8 protein-coding genes and 1 pseudogene are annotated in these 14,031 nt (G+C 59.0%); 2 read left to right on the plus strand and 7 right to left on the minus strand.

Annotated elements, in window-relative coordinates; genetic code table 11:
* Positions 1 to 6 precede the first annotated feature (6 nt).
* Genes glgB through DTW90_RS32665 form a run of 3 tightly spaced genes read right to left on the minus strand, consistent with a single transcriptional unit; the run spans position 7 to position 8,730 of the window.
* The gene (gene glgB, locus DTW90_RS32655) at positions 7 to 2,226 is read right to left on the minus strand and encodes a 1,4-alpha-glucan branching protein GlgB (protein WP_149343852.1); all 2,220 of its coding nucleotides are present in this window, start codon (positions 2,224 to 2,226) and stop codon (positions 7 to 9) included.
* Positions 2,223 to 5,513: a maltose alpha-D-glucosyltransferase gene (gene treS / locus DTW90_RS32660; protein ID WP_149343854.1), complete on the minus strand. Its 3,291-nt coding sequence runs from the start codon at positions 5,511 to 5,513 to the stop codon at positions 2,223 to 2,225. The genes glgB and treS overlap by 4 nt, the downstream gene beginning before the upstream one ends.
* A 1-nt stretch (position 5,514) precedes the next feature.
* Positions 5,515 to 8,730 carry an alpha-1,4-glucan--maltose-1-phosphate maltosyltransferase gene (locus tag DTW90_RS32665; protein ID WP_149343856.1) on the minus strand — a complete coding sequence of 1,072 codons (3,216 nt, stop codon included), beginning with the start codon at positions 8,728 to 8,730 and terminating at the stop codon, positions 5,515 to 5,517.
* 1,117 nt (positions 8,731 to 9,847) lie between these two features.
* Here DTW90_RS32665 and DTW90_RS32670 point away from each other — a divergent pair.
* Complete coding sequence (locus DTW90_RS32670; protein WP_188080127.1) at positions 9,848 to 10,027, plus strand: hypothetical protein; 180 nt, start codon at positions 9,848 to 9,850, stop codon at positions 10,025 to 10,027.
* Between the two features lie 81 nt (positions 10,028 to 10,108).
* Here the strand turns inward: DTW90_RS32670 and DTW90_RS32675 are convergent, their stop codons facing one another.
* Positions 10,109 to 10,369 carry a hypothetical protein gene (locus DTW90_RS32675; RefSeq protein ID WP_149343858.1) on the minus strand — a complete coding sequence of 87 codons (261 nt, stop codon included), beginning with the start codon at positions 10,367 to 10,369 and terminating at the stop codon, positions 10,109 to 10,111.
* Between the two features lie 620 nt (positions 10,370 to 10,989).
* On the opposite strand from DTW90_RS32675, the gene DTW90_RS37405 reads away from it, so the two are divergent.
* Positions 10,990 to 11,370 (plus strand): hypothetical protein, encoded by a 381-nt coding sequence (locus DTW90_RS37405; RefSeq protein WP_188080129.1) that lies wholly within the window; start codon positions 10,990 to 10,992, stop codon positions 11,368 to 11,370.
* A 135-nt stretch (positions 11,371 to 11,505) separates the two neighbouring features.
* On the opposite strand, the pseudogene DTW90_RS32685 reads toward DTW90_RS37405, so the two are convergent.
* The 3 genes and pseudogenes from DTW90_RS32685 to DTW90_RS32695 all read right to left on the minus strand — a co-directional run.
* Positions 11,506 to 12,371 (minus strand): annotated as a pseudogene (locus DTW90_RS32685) (IS110 family transposase); the annotation flags it as partial.
* 119 nt (positions 12,372 to 12,490) lie between these two features.
* Entirely contained in the window at positions 12,491 to 13,771 is a 1,281-nt protein-coding gene (locus DTW90_RS32690) for an alpha/beta hydrolase (protein WP_149343860.1), read from the minus strand.
* Position 13,772: 1 nt separating this feature from the next.
* Positions 13,773 to 14,031: efflux RND transporter permease subunit (locus DTW90_RS32695; protein ID WP_149341924.1), on the minus strand; the 259-nt coding region annotated here is incomplete at its 5' end.

Genomic DNA, 14,031 nt, shown 5'->3' on the forward strand with positions numbered 1-14,031 from the left:
GCGTTCCTAGTTTGACTGGGTGTCGTGAAAAAACATCAGAGTCGTCAAAGGCGGGAGCTCGACGGCAAGGGATTGTTGATGGCCGTGCGAATGCACATATGCGGCGTCGCGATCACCAAGGCCCTGGCCTCCCCCGCCGTAGACGAAGGCGTCGGTATTCATGATCTGGTGCCAAAGGCCAGAAAAGGGAACGCCGATCCGATAGCCACTTCGATGAACCGGTGTAAAATTGGATACAATGAGCATGGCCGCCCGTCGTCCAGCGTTGTAACGCAGCATTCCCAAAACCGAGTTCTCGGCATCGTCGGCAACCGCCCATTGGAAGCCGTTGGGCTCGGTATCGCCATGCTGCAGCGAGGGAAAATGCCTGTAGATCCGGTTCAGATCCCGGACGAGGCGCTGCAGGCCCACATGCAAGGGGTAATCGAGAAGATCCCACTCAACGGAAGCGTCATGGCACCATTCCGAAGGTTGGCCAATCTCGCAGCCCATAAAGAGCAGTTTCTTGCCAGGGTGCCCCCACATGAAGCCGAACAGGGCACGAAGGTTAGCCATCTTCTGCCCCTCATTGCCTGGCATTTTGCAAAGCAGCGATCCCTTTCCGTGGACGACTTCGTCATGGGAGAACGGTAGGATGAAACGTTCACTGTAAGCGTAGATCATCCCAAAAGTCAGCGAGCCATGATGGTACTTTCGGAAGACGGGATCGTCGGACATGTAGTGAAGCACGTCATGCATCCACCCCATATTCCATTTCAAGTCGAAGCCCAGTCCGTTCTCTGCGGGTGCCTTGGTGACACCTGGAAAGGCGGTCGACTCTTCCGCGATCATCAGTACCTGCGGATGGCGCTCGTGGACAATACTGTTCAAATGCTTGAAGAACTCGATCGCTTCGAGGTTTTCGCGCCCGCCGTAGCGGTTCGGAATCCATTCGCCCTCTGCCCGGCTGTAATCGCGATACAGCATCGAGGCGACAGCATCGACGCGTAGCCCGTCGATATGAAATCGTTCGAGCCATTCAAGCGCGCTGGCGATCAGAAACCCTTTGACCTCGTTACGACCGAGATTGTAAATCAACGTGTTCCAATCGCGATGAAAACCTTCGCGGGGGTCTTCGTGCTCATAGAGCGGCGTGCCGTCGAAACAGGCAAGACCCCAAATATCGGTTGGGAAATGCGCAGGGACCCAATCCAGGATCACGCCGATGTCGGCGCCGTGGCAGCGATCGATGAAATATGCAAAGTCTTCCGGCGTGCCGTAACGCCCGGTTGGCGCAAACAGGCCCAACGGCTGGTAGCCCCAGGAACCACCGAAGGGATGCTCCATGATAGGCAAGAGTTCGATGTGGGTGAAACCCATATCGCTGACATAGGGGACGAGCCGCTGAGACAATTCCACCCAGTCGAGCGCGCGCCCCCCGTCTTCCATATCGCGCAACCAGGAACCCGCGTGCACCTCATAGATCGAGATCGCTTTCTCGAAGCGGTTCGCAGTTCGTTGGCTGTATAGAAAGGCACTGTCGTTCCACCTGAACGGATCGGAGGAGGCAACCAATGACGCCGTCGACGGCGCGGCCTCGGCGGCGCGCGCAACTGGATCGGCTTTCTGAGGCAAGAGGTTGCCTTGGCGGTCAACAATCTCGAATTTGTAGCGCTCGCCGACCGTGACCTGCGGGACGAAAATCTCCCAGACGCCCGCTTGCGGGCGAAGCCGCATAGGATGGCGACGACCGTCCCACGCATTGAAGTCGCCGACGACTGAAACGCGTTGGGCATTCGGCGCCCAGACGGCAAAGCGCACACCGGCAACATCCTCCACAGTCATCGGATTGGCGCCGAGCGTGCTGGCCAGGTTGTAGTGGGTTCCCTCTGAAATGAGGTGGAGATCCAAGTCGCCAAGCAGCGGGCCGAAGCTGTAGGGATCATCGGTCACTTGAACCGCGTCGGGCCAGCGGATCCTGAGGCTATAGGGACGTCGTCCGGCAAGGACCGCGCCGAAGAGGCCAGCCGCATGAACAAGGTCGGCCTCGGACAAAAGAACACCGCTTTCCCGATCGATGATATCGAGACCGAGCGCACCGGGAAGATAGGCTTTTACGCTATATCGACCATCGCCGCCTGGATGCACTCCCAGGATCGAGAATGGATCCCCATTCCGTCCTTCAATAAGGTCCTGCACCGCCCCGGATTCCACGCCGTACAAAATGTCGGGAACATTGATCGTCATGCGCGGCTCTCCGAAAGGCGGTCTATGATGTTTGCAAACCCGGCGAGCGGGATCGGAAGCCATTTGGGTCTATTCCTGGCTTCGTAGGCGATTTCGTAGGCAGCTTTCTCCAAGAGGAAGATATCGATGACGCGCCTGATATCGCCGTCCCCCCGCGGCAGATCCGGCGAAGCGGCAAGGGCCTGCGAGTATGAGTTCAGAAAGATCTCTTCGGCGCTTTGGCCAAATCGTCTGATGACCTCACGGCGACGTTCGTCATGATGATCGGAGATTGCATCGTTCTCGAGCATGGCCGTTGCCGACAGATAGTCCAGTGATCGCAGAAGCCCCGCCGCGTCGCGAAGCGGGCTCGTCTTGGCACGGCGCTCGGCAAGGTTGCGGGCAGGTTCACCCTCGAAATCGATGATGACGGCGTCTCCTTCGGTCACCAGAATCTGACCAAGATGGAAATCGCCATGGGCCCGCGTCAGAAGCGTTTCCCTTGCTCCCTGGGCAACGCGATCAGCGCAATCGATGATGCTGTCACGTCGCTGGAGGAGTGATCCTACTCGCAGCTGGACATCGTCATCAATGCCGTCGCCGAGGTCCGCTAGCTTAGAGAAGGCATAAGCGATCTCCCCGGTCACTGCCTTGCGGATCTGATCGACATCGTCGCTATCGGCCCGCCGTGGCGAAAAGGCTTCATTGTCCGTCGGGCGTGCCAATAGCGCATGCAGCTCGCCCAGACGCTCGCCCACCATTGCGACAAAGCTGAGCAAGGGGCGCAGTTGCTCAGCGGCCGCCTCAAAGGGCGCTTCTGTGATAACGATTTCGTCCGCGGCGCGCCTGAGGTTTGACAGCATCCAGCTCCAGGCGTCGCCCTGGTTGCGAATAGCACCCTGAACAATAATTAGGGTTGATCGGCGGCCCTCGCCATCGGTCCGGGCTACCTCGCCCAGAAGCGGCGCCGTATGGACATATCCGTTCTCGGTTAGATATCGCGTCATCTCGACCTCCGGGTGGATGCCAACGAAGACATGACGGATCAGTTTGATCATCGCGGCGTCGCCGACGGTGAGCGAACTGTTGGATTGCTCCGCCGAGAGCCACCGGATCGGCATGTCGTCCGTTAGCGCCAGACCGTCGAGCAGATCAGTTCCGAGGAATTCGATCTGACCCGTCCGTCCGCTGACCACCGACCGATCGCAGAGACCCCGCAGGATACCGCGTGCCATCGCCTCCACGGCGAAACCGTCCGTCAGGAAGCCGACGCGTCTGCCCTGACGGACGCGCGCTAGGGACAGCTGCTGTCCGAGTACGTTGGGCATCGTATCGTCCCATTCGACAGCCAAAGGCAATTGGTAAGTCTCCACGTGGTCCGGCAGCACGGCTTCCAGCTCGCCAAGCACCACACCATCTGCGAACGGGACAGGCGTTGCGGAAATCAGCCGCGCCTCCTGGAGCGTCTGGTCCTTAGCGCCGAACCACCGCCGTTTGGAAAGGTAGGTCGGCAGGATGTCACGGTTTAACATCTGGGCGTGGTGCGGTTGTTCGATGAGTTCCGCAAGGCCACGGCGCAAGACGATGGTGACAAAATCGGGAAGCTGCTCAGGCGGCGCAGTCCGCCAGGCAGGTCCGTCGGCTTCAGCGTTGAGCTGGAACCAGAAAAAGCCATATGGAGGCATTGTGAGAAGATAGGTGAGTTGGCCTATCGGCGGAAAGGGCGACATGCCCGTGAGTTCAACGGGAATGCGCCCCTCGAAAGCCGACAAATCGAGCTCCACGGCTTGGGGAAGCCTGGAGAGATTCGCAACGCATAGAACCACCTCGTCCCCGAACTCTCGCAGATACGCAAGGATGCGGCGGTTGCTCGGCGTCAAGAATCTGAGTGAACCGCGGCCGAATGCTTTGTGTCGGCCCCGCAGCGCCAGCATGCGGCGCGTCCAGTTTAAAAGCGAATGCGCGTCCGATATCTGAGCCTCGACATTCAACGCCTCATAGCCATAGAGCGCGTCAGCGACGGGCGGCAAGACCAGACGCGCGGGATCTGCCCGGGAAAAGCCGCCGTTTCGGTCGGGCGACCATTGCATGGGTGTGCGCACGCCATCCCGATCGCCGAGATAGATATTGTCACCCATGCCGATTTCGTCACCATAGTAGACGATAGGCGTGCCCGGCATTGACAAAAGCAGGGCGTTCATCAACTCGATGCGTCGCCGATCTCGCTCCATCAATGGGGCCAGGCGACGCCGAATTCCAAGGTTGATCCGAGCGCGTTTGTCCGAAGCATAGGTCTCCCAGAGATAATCGCGCTCGGCGTCCGTAACCATCTCGAGTGTCAGCTCGTCATGGTTTCTGAGGAAGATAGCCCACTGACAATTCGTGGGGATTTCAGGCGTCTGGCGCATGATGTCGGTGATAGGAAACCGGTCTTCCTTGGCAATGGCCATGTACATGCGCGGCATCAACGGAAAATGGAAGGCCATATGGCACTCGTCGCCGTCGCCGAAATATTCGGCCGTGTCCTCCGGCCATTGATTTGCCTCGGCAAGCAGCACGACGCCCAGATTGGTGTTGTCGAGTGCGGCGCGTATCTCTTTGAGCACCGTGTGAGTTTCGGGCAAGTTTTCATTATTGGTGCCCTCGCGTTCGACGAGGTATGGAATCGCATCGAGCCGGAAGCCATCGATTCCGGTCTCCAACCAGAAATGCATGATATCGAGCAGTTCCTTCATCACCAGCGGATTGTCAAAATTCAGATCCGGCTGGTGGGAGTAGAAGCGGTGCCAGTAATAGGCGCCTGCCAACGGATCAAAGGTCCAGTTCGATTTTTCCGTATCGATGAAAATGATGCGGGTTGCCGAGAATTTCTGGTCGTCGTCGGACCAAACGTAGAAATCGCGCTCGGGGCTGCCGACCGGTGCGTTTCTAGCACGCTGAAACCATGGGTGCTGATCGGAGGTATGGTTGATAACGAGTTCGATGATCACCCGGATACTGCGGTCGTGTGCGGCGGTGACGAACTTGCGGAAATCGTCAAGGGTCCCGTAGTCTGGGCTGACATTGCGGTAATCCGCGATATCATAGCCATCGTCGCGACGCGGCGACGGAAAGAAAGGCAGAAGCCAGATGGCATTGACACCAAGTCCGGCAATATAGTCGAGCTTCTGGTAAAGGCCTTCGAAATCCCCAATGCCGTCACCATTGGCATCAAAGAACGACTTGATGTGCAGCTGATAGATGATCGCGTCCTTGTACCAGAGCAAGTCTCCATCCGGTCGATTGTCCTCGGTGAAAGCGCTGTCCATCTCAATTTTCTCCTGCGCTGACGCGCCAAATGGCGAACGGCAGATAGGCTGGGTTCAGCCTGATTATTTGCCATTTGCCCGTACGATTGAATCGTTCCCCGGTGACGAGATCTTCGAAGGCAAGCGTCCCCTGATCGCCGATCCCGAACCTCCAAAGAGGAAATTCGACGTTGCTTTCTTCAGCGGCATCCGGATTGAGCGTGACCGCGACCAAAAGGACATTGTGACGTCCGGGGCTCGCCTTTTCGAAAAACATCACGTTCGGATTGGAAGAGGGCAGCAGTGTAAGGCCCAGATGAGATTGCAGGGCGGCATTGTCTCTGCGAATGCGGTTGAGCATGGTGATCTCCGCCTTGATGTTACCCGGGCGGTCGTAGTCCCAAGCGCGGATCTGATATTTTTCGCTGTCGGCATATTCCTTGCGTTTGGCGTCTGGGTGTCCCTCGCAAAGCTCAAAGCCGTTATAGACGCCCCACAGACCGGACAAGGTCGCGGCAAGGGCAGCACGGATGAGGTAAGCAGGCCTTGGGGCGTCCTGCAGGAAATCCGGATTGATATCATGCGTGTTGACGAAGAAATGCGGCCGAAAGAACTCTTTTGCCGCGGTCTGGGTGAGCTCGCTCATGTATTGTTCGAGCTCCCATCTCGTATTGCGCCAGGTGAAATAGGTGTAGGACTGCGAGAAGCCGATCTTGGCCAGCCGGTACATGACTTTTGGCCGCGTGAAAGCCTCCGACAGGAATGCCGCATCAGGATGTCGGGCGCGGATATCGGCGATCATCCACTCCCAGAACGGAAACGGTTTGGTATGAGGATTGTCGACGCGGAACAGCTTGACGCCGTTTTCAATCCACAGCTCGACGATGTCGCGTAGTCTCGACCATAAATCCGGCACGGCGTCCTTTGTGTAGAAATCGACGTTGACGATGTCTTCGTATTTCTTCGGCGGGTTTTCGGCGTAACGAATCGTTCCGTCCGGGCGCCAATCGAACCAGCCGGGGTGCTCTTTCAGCCAAGGGTGGTCGGGCGAGGCTTGGATTGCCAGATCGAGGGCGATCTCCAGTCCAAACCGTGCTGCTTCACCGACCAGCCGACGAAATCCGTCGAAATCGCCGAGCTGTGGATGTATGGAATCGTGGCCGCCCTCCTCCGAGCCGATAGCATAAGGGCTTCCGGGATCGTTCGCGCCAGCCACGAGGGAATTGTTGCGACCCTTGCGATTGGTATGTCCGATCGGATGGATCGGCGGAAAATAAAGGACATCAAAACCCATGTCGCGGATCGCCGGCAGCCGCGCAACTACGTCGTCGAAGGTGCCATGCCGATGGGGATCGCCGCTCTGCGAGCGCGGAAAGATCTGGTACCAACTCGCAAACGCGGCCTCCCGCCGCTCGGCGTCGACCGGATAGGCGGCCGATCGAACCCGAAAGGGGCGCCTGTCGGCGAGCGCCATCAATTCACCTGTCCGCGCCGCGAGAAGAATCTCAAGTTTGCCGCTCGCATCTTTTCTTGCAAGGTCGCTCAAGAGTATGCCGAGTTCTGCCCTGTCGTCGGCAACCATCGTTTCGGACGGTTCGGCCGCTGCCTGGCGCAGCAGTTTTTCGCCTTCGATAAGCTCCAGGTGCAGATCGAGACGGGCATCGTGCTTCTTCAGCAACTCATGGCGGAAGATTGCAAATGGATTTTTCCAGGCTTCGATGCAGAATTCAAACCGGCCGATGCGATCGAGCAGAAAGGCCCCCTGCCAGCGATCATTTTCCAAAAGTGCCATGCGCGTTTCGCACCATTCCGCCTGATCGCCCGCGCGGTAAAGCAGTGCGGCAGCCAAAACATCATGGCCATCTGCAAAAATGTCCGCCTCGACAACCACGCGATCGCCTATCACCCGCTTGACCGGAAAGCGTCCACCATCGACCGCGGGCGCAACAGTTTCGATTGCGATTCGCGGCAAAGACGTCGCCTGGGTCAACGACAGAGCCCCCGCTTCGGCGGCAACCATTGGACGGGACTTTGTCGTCAGCACTTGGACCTCAGCCGGTGCAAGCCGTCGCTCCCTGAGCCCGTCTATTGGCAGGAAGGGTGCGCTGGTGTGGTGAAGAATATCGTCAGGGATGCTTGCCGACCGGCGCAGGTCCCTGTTAACCAGAACCAGCCGGACGTTCTCTGCCACCCGCAGGTCCGCCCGATCGGTCTGCACGACAACGGCAACCTGGCCAGAGGTCTCGACGTTCCTACAAAGGCGCGGACTGGCTTTGGAACGCGCCGCATTGAGCGCGCGGATTTCAGCCGAAAGATTAAAAGTTGCTTCGGCTCTCAGGATCCGCAGGCCTTCTCCCAGACCATGTGTTGGATCGAGCGGCAGGACTGCCCCAAACTCAAAACCCATCGGCACGAGGAGACCATCGCCGATCTCGGCAGATAGTCGTAATGCCCTAAGCGACCTGCGTTCCCGGATCTCCCTGCCCTCGGTCCCATGGGCGAGACGTTTGGCGAAGGGCGCTTCCGGAAAAGCTACTTGTGCGCCGAGGAGCCGCTGCAGCCGATACTCGTCGAAGAACCAGCTTTCCCGCAGATCCCACCAAGCTAGCGAGGAGAAACATCCGTCGAAGCCGCGGCGTTCCAATGCCGCGCGCAGGGAAAAGTCGGTACCAGGGGTGTAGGCGAAGAATTTCGTGTCCGGTTTTGCCGCTCTAGCTCCAGCAATGAGTCGTTCCCACCCGCCGGGGGAGAGCATGTCGAGACCCAGCACCCGATAGCCGGCGATCCCGCAGTCGGCAAAGGCCGCCAAGCGCTTTTCCCAACCTTCGAGTAGGCCGTCGGGAAAGGCCAGATATCCGCCGGCGGATGTTTTCGGTGACCGCCGTGGATCGAGGGCGGGCGTGACCACACCGGACCCGGCGGTCGGCGGATTGAGGGCCAGGTCGAGCATCAGCACGATCTCGCTCGCCCGGGCGGTTTCCACTAGAATAGAAAGCAGGTCCTCCGTCTTCCCCTCTAACTTGAGAGTGGGATCGAGCCGGGTAAAATCTTCAGTCGAAAACAGGCCACCGCCGGCTGTTTTCAGGAATGGCGGCGCGGACATGACTGTGTCGAAGCCGAGTGCGCGGGCATGATCGAAGGCTTCGCTCCAACGATCCAGTCCTGCTAACAGCAAAGGATTGACATAATAGATGCTCGGGCGGCTAATCGATACTGTCGACTGGGGTACAGGCATCATCTCGGACGGAATCTCCAAGTCTGTTTCGAGATTTCTCTCGATTCGACGGTCGCCAAGCTAACCGGTAAGGAAACGAGTTGTTCCGTCGCTCGGCTGTTAAGTCAGGACCGAGCCCGCTCGCTCTCGAAAGTGCCAGCCACTCTAGCTCAGCACCAACGCAGGTGGCTTCCGCAGGTATCCCGAACAATTGATCGGGCTCCCAGGTGGGAAATCGCACCCGGGGGGTACCATCGGCACTGTCCGAGAGTCTTGGCGCGCACGGCTCGCTGTCCAGAGGGCAAATTTTCGTGCGCCAGCACTCTTGCGGTGCCACCGATCCAATCGCTGTGTCGATAACGGCCTCGAGGCGCGACTGCGAGGAATGTGCCTATTCGCAGGAATTGCCTCGCCTTTCCTCCACCTGGAACACCACCACGACCAGGGAGTTGTGTTCGAAAGAAGGTCTTCCCTGTCGCCGGGAGGATGTGATCGCCGCCGCCAACAGGTCCGAAATCGAGCGGCTCCGGCCTAAGACAAGCTCGTTTGCTCGTCCGGGAACCGAGGCAGCCGTATGGAGTTCTCCATGCAAAGAAGGAGAACGCAATGCCCAAGAACTCATTAGATGACAAAGACACCCTGAACGGAGTCGGCCCACTGGATTATGATTCAACCGCGCTCGATGACCAGACCGGTGCAGCCACTGATGATGAAAGGTCTGAAGATTCGGGAGCTAGGGATGCTGGTCGGGCCGCAGACGCGAGCGCGGCGGCAAGAGCTGTGCGAGAAGCCGTGAGGTCCTCGACCCCACGCTCAGGCCCGTCCATCGAGCGAGACATAATGATGGTGGTGGCAGCGGGCTATATCGGCTACTTCATTGCTCGACTGGCAAGATGATTGGCCACTTCCCCTCGTCACCGTACGAGCTTCACCGTCATCGCCGTCCTTGGCGAAAAACGCAGCGATGACGTCGACGACCTCCAAAACCTGACAGTTCGAGTACGGCCTCTGCAGCGGAGTACTTTGGTGATCGGCGTGACGCGTTCCCTCCTCCCTTTGCCGAAAATTGAATGTCCCCGCCGAATCCAAGTGTGACTGCGCTTCGATCGAGGCTGATAAGCTCAGACAGGCGCAACCCGGCTTGCACGACGGTCTCGCGACGAAGGACCATGCTGTGCATCCGGACCTGCAGCGCTGGGTCTCGAAGCACATGGGCGCGACCGTTACCAAGGCGGGGAGTAGCCACGGGCCTATGCTCTTCCAACCGAACGTCGTCATCGACGTTATCCGGAAGGCCGCGGCTGCTGTTCAAAGCGACTGACGGTTGCCGCCAATCGGCCGACAGACCGAGAGAGGCTGCCATACACGGCCTCCGCCACCTATTGGATTAAGGTCAAGTCTGTCAGTGATCATCCAACTGAGACTCGTCGTAGCTGTTTCGGGTCTGGACGGCAATCTCGTGAAGATCGGTAATGCGATCGGACTTTTGCTCGGATGCAATGATCACGGCATAGGAGGTAGCGCGCGAGACGTCCTTTTTCGAAGCCGTGGGATGTTCCTCGCAGACGGCCGCGATCAGTTCCTTGGGTTTCATTCCCGGTTTGGCAAGTCGTTCTACCGAAGCTGCGAGTTGGGCGAGTTCTGCCATGGCCTCTGCTTTCATCCGCTGTTTCTCCAGCGCCCTCATACGGACACCTGTCAAAAACTACAGGAAGACCGTAAAAGTTCGAAACTCAAATGGCGAATTCTTGGGCAGCAAGATGGTCCGAAGGACAATGTCGCTCCATGTCGCGCTATTCCAAATTCGGCGTCGTCGCGCCTTCGGCCATTCATAAATGCGCGGGCTCGGTGCGACAGACTGTTCCGATGCCCGGAACGCCGCAAGGGTGCGTCCCGAGGTGTCGCGTTCGTCGACGCGGTAGCGGATAGTTCGGAATCAACCATGACAGGTCGTCGCGGCTGGGCCAGTGCCATGACTTGAATAGTCTCACTCGTCAACGCCTACCGTGAATTGCGTGAACGCCAGGACTCCGGAGCGACCTAGGTGGACGGCCGCAATCACGACAAGCCTTCGGCACTCACGTTTTTCACGCTCCGCGGCAAAAGATGAAGCGTCTGGATGCAGCACCTTTATCATGGCCCCTCGTTGAGAAATGTGCCACTTAACCGTCTGATACTTGGATTCCTCGCCGCCGCCGCGGTCCGACGGAGGATTGAAGTTTGAACGGCGCAAATTAACTTTTCCTGTTGTTGTTACCACGGCAATGGAAGGAGGAATTTGCCATGAATACCGTCCCGTTTTATCGCTCTGACGTGCCCCTCGACTCCAACGATCTCGCGACATGCCAGAAGGTTCTCGATACGCTTTGCAGTGAAGCGAAAATCGAACGTGACAGCGAAGAATGGAGACGCATCGGCGTCATTGCGATCCAGTTGGTACAGCAAGGGGTCCAAGAGCACGGTGATCTGCTTGCGATGGTCAGAACGGCCCGTGGCATTCTTCACCCTGACGGCGACAACGAGATCGCGCCGTATGAGATGGGATCGGAAGCCTTCATCAAACGCCTGGATGGTTCCGCCAATCCATATGCGCCAGATTCGGTCGAGGCAAAGGAATGGGAGCACGGATTTCTTGACGCGCACCGGGTGTCTGGCCTGTCGTAAACCGATGCGTGTGCCGACTACTGCCCCGTCAGTTCCACGGGATCTGTCGGCCAACGGGTTGCTAACGACTTCTCGGCCGAGCATAGAGCCGCGATTGGCGGCGCGGGGTTTGGGCTGTGTCCGTTTTCCCCGCGCGACTAGCCTGTGCCGAACCCGACCGTTGCCTGCCTTCGTGATCGAACCTCGTCTGACCATCGCACCCGTTGCTCGCTCACCAGGGACCAAGCCGAGATAGCCCATCAATTGGCCCGGGCTCTCAAAACGAGTGACGTCGCCGACTTCCGTGGCGAATGTAGCGGCGACGATCAGATTAACCCCTCGCAGCGTCTGCAGTGCTCGGACGACCGGCGCGAGAGACCAATTCGGGACGAATTCCTCGATGACCTTTTCCAAGCGCTCGACCCCTTCTTTCGAGAACCGCACTGCCTCGACCATTTCCTGCAAGGCGATCTGATGTGCCGGATGATCGAACTGTTGCTCCCGCAGCCGGCGCAAAATCGCATCGTCCAGCCCTTCTTGCGGGAGAGATACGATTGTGTTTGAGCATGAACGCACTCATTTGTTGCCGGTGAACTCGCAACGTCTCGACAGCTGCGGCCCGGGCGCGAACGGGGTCGCGCATCGCCTCATGGCCCTCGTCGCGAACCCACACCGCCGTGAGCTCGCCGACCCCCAATAGCCGGGCGAGCGCGATTTCGACGGTTCGTCTTTACTCTGTCGCCCGGCTTCCCTGGGATCAATGATGGAGCGACGACCACACATTCATGGCCAAGCGATCGGATCAGCCGGTGCAACCCGTATCCTGTTGGCCTGGCCTCGTAGCAGAAATGCACGCGGTAAACTTTGCAGCTATCCGCTGGATGACGCGACGCATGCTTGCATCGATGCATCAACCTCACCCCAAAAGCGGATCTCTCCCTCCCGGCCGGATTAAGCGTCAGCAATCGCATTCTTCAGTTTAGCAACATCGATCCAACGAACACTTCTCTATAATCTGCCACGGCTCGTCCTCCTGTGATGAGGTCGGCTCCGCCTATCCGAGCAACCTTCGGAAGACCAGTGTAGGGCGAGCCACCTCAGCCACGAAGACGGACATTCGGTCTTACTGAACGGCGATGTTTCAGTACGATATTCGTCCGTCCTTGATAGGTGCGCCATCGGAGGAGAGTTCCTCCTTCAGGATCGCCCGCGCTTCCGGGCTTATGACTGCGACTGGCGCCGCGACGGCAAACCGCGCCGCTGAGCCTGCGAGATTCGCGGCACTCACCCCGATCTGATCCGCAACGCTTGTCTTTCCACCATCCAGGCTCTGCCCCGCCAGCCGACGCCCGAGCAGGCGGACGATCTCGGGGCTGTCGGCGAAGGCGCTGTGACCGAGCGGGTCCTTCGTGGCGACACCGCTGGTGTCAATTACCGAAACGCCGAGTTCATCGAGAAGAGGCACGTAGGGTCCGAGATCGGATCCGCCGAGGCGATTGACCCCGCCGGATAGCCAGCCGGAGACCTCCAGCGCCTTGTCGCGCGTCGACGTCAGAATCACAAAGCGCGGCCGCTTGCGCCCCATCTCCGTGAACTGACGGCGAAACACGTCGATGTCGATGTCCGGTGAAGCGAGAACGACATTCTTGACCTTCGACGGGATCGATTTCTCACGCATGGCGACGCCACGTAGGGCCTCCGCGGCAAGCCATCCGCCCATGGAATGAGCGAGGATCGTGATATCGGAGACGTCGGGACTTTTCGCAGCCTGTAGGATGAGATCCTCCAGGGCGCGGCGCGAATAGTTGGCGCTCTCCTTGTCATAGAGGTAGTCGAAGACACGGCCCCTCGAGGGCCAGGTGAAAAGAATCGGGGCGGCGTCGGTTCCCGAGTCATGGACGATCTGCGCGAGGCGGAAAACCGCGTCGGCGTAGGTGTTGTTGAAGCCATGCACGAATATGATGACCTGATGCTTCGCGTTTCGGTTCTTCCGATACCAGTCGACAGCCTGGCTCTCGGATTGTACCTTGGCAACCTGCGTAACCGCAAACTCCTTTTGCGGGTTCGGCGGCATGCGGGACGGCCACTGAACCTCTCCGATCTTGCGGTTCCGATCGGGCGGGATGGACACGTCGACGCTGTTGAGGGAAATCGCCGTCCCGCGGTCGCCAGAATAGAGCCTGCCTGGATCCTCCGAAGGCTTGCGCGTCGTGGCGACAAGCATGGTGACGCGAGTGGTTCCGGTCGGGGCGACGGCGAGTGGCCGCAGAACGTCTTGCGCCCGGCTGGCGCAACCCGATGTGATAAGCGAGAGGGCCACGAGGACCGGGACGGCCTTGCACGCGCAACGAAGGGTCGCGATCGTCGCAATATGGCGGTATCCCTGGGCAACGCGCCCAGGGTGCGAGAGCGATCCTGTCATTTCAGTTCTGCTCCACTTCGCGAGGGATACGGAACCAGGCGACGTAGAGCGCCGGCAGGAAGAGAAGCGTCAGCGCCGTTCCGACAACGATCCCGCCCATCATCGCGTAGGCCATGGGACCCCAGAATATTTCGTGGGAGATCGGGATCAGGGCGAGCGTCGCGGCGGCGGCGGTGAGCATGATCGGCCGCATGCGGTGCTCGGTCGCCTCCACCACCGCCTTCCACGCCGACATTCCCTCCGCTCGCAACTCCTCGATC

The sequence above is a fragment of the Neorhizobium sp. P12A genome, assembly GCF_008365395.1.
In the GTDB taxonomy this organism is placed as follows: Bacteria; Pseudomonadota; Alphaproteobacteria; order Rhizobiales; family Rhizobiaceae; genus Rhizobium.

Coding starts and splice junctions, on each gene's coding strand:
- glgB (WP_149343852.1), bottom strand. CDS start 2,226: ATGACGATCAATGTTCCCGACATTTTGTACGGCGTGGAATCCGGGGCG.
- DTW90_RS32675 (WP_149343858.1), bottom strand. CDS start 10,369: ATGAAAGCAGAGGCCATGGCAGAACTCGCCCAACTCGCAGCTTCGGTA.
- DTW90_RS37405 (WP_188080129.1), top strand. CDS start 10,990: ATGAATACCGTCCCGTTTTATCGCTCTGACGTGCCCCTCGACTCCAAC.
- treS (WP_149343854.1), bottom strand. CDS start 5,513: ATGGACAGCGCTTTCACCGAGGACAATCGACCGGATGGAGACTTGCTC.
- DTW90_RS32665 (WP_149343856.1), bottom strand. CDS start 8,730: ATGATGCCTGTACCCCAGTCGACAGTATCGATTAGCCGCCCGAGCATC.
- DTW90_RS32690 (WP_149343860.1), bottom strand. CDS start 13,771: ATGACAGGATCGCTCTCGCACCCTGGGCGCGTTGCCCAGGGATACCGC.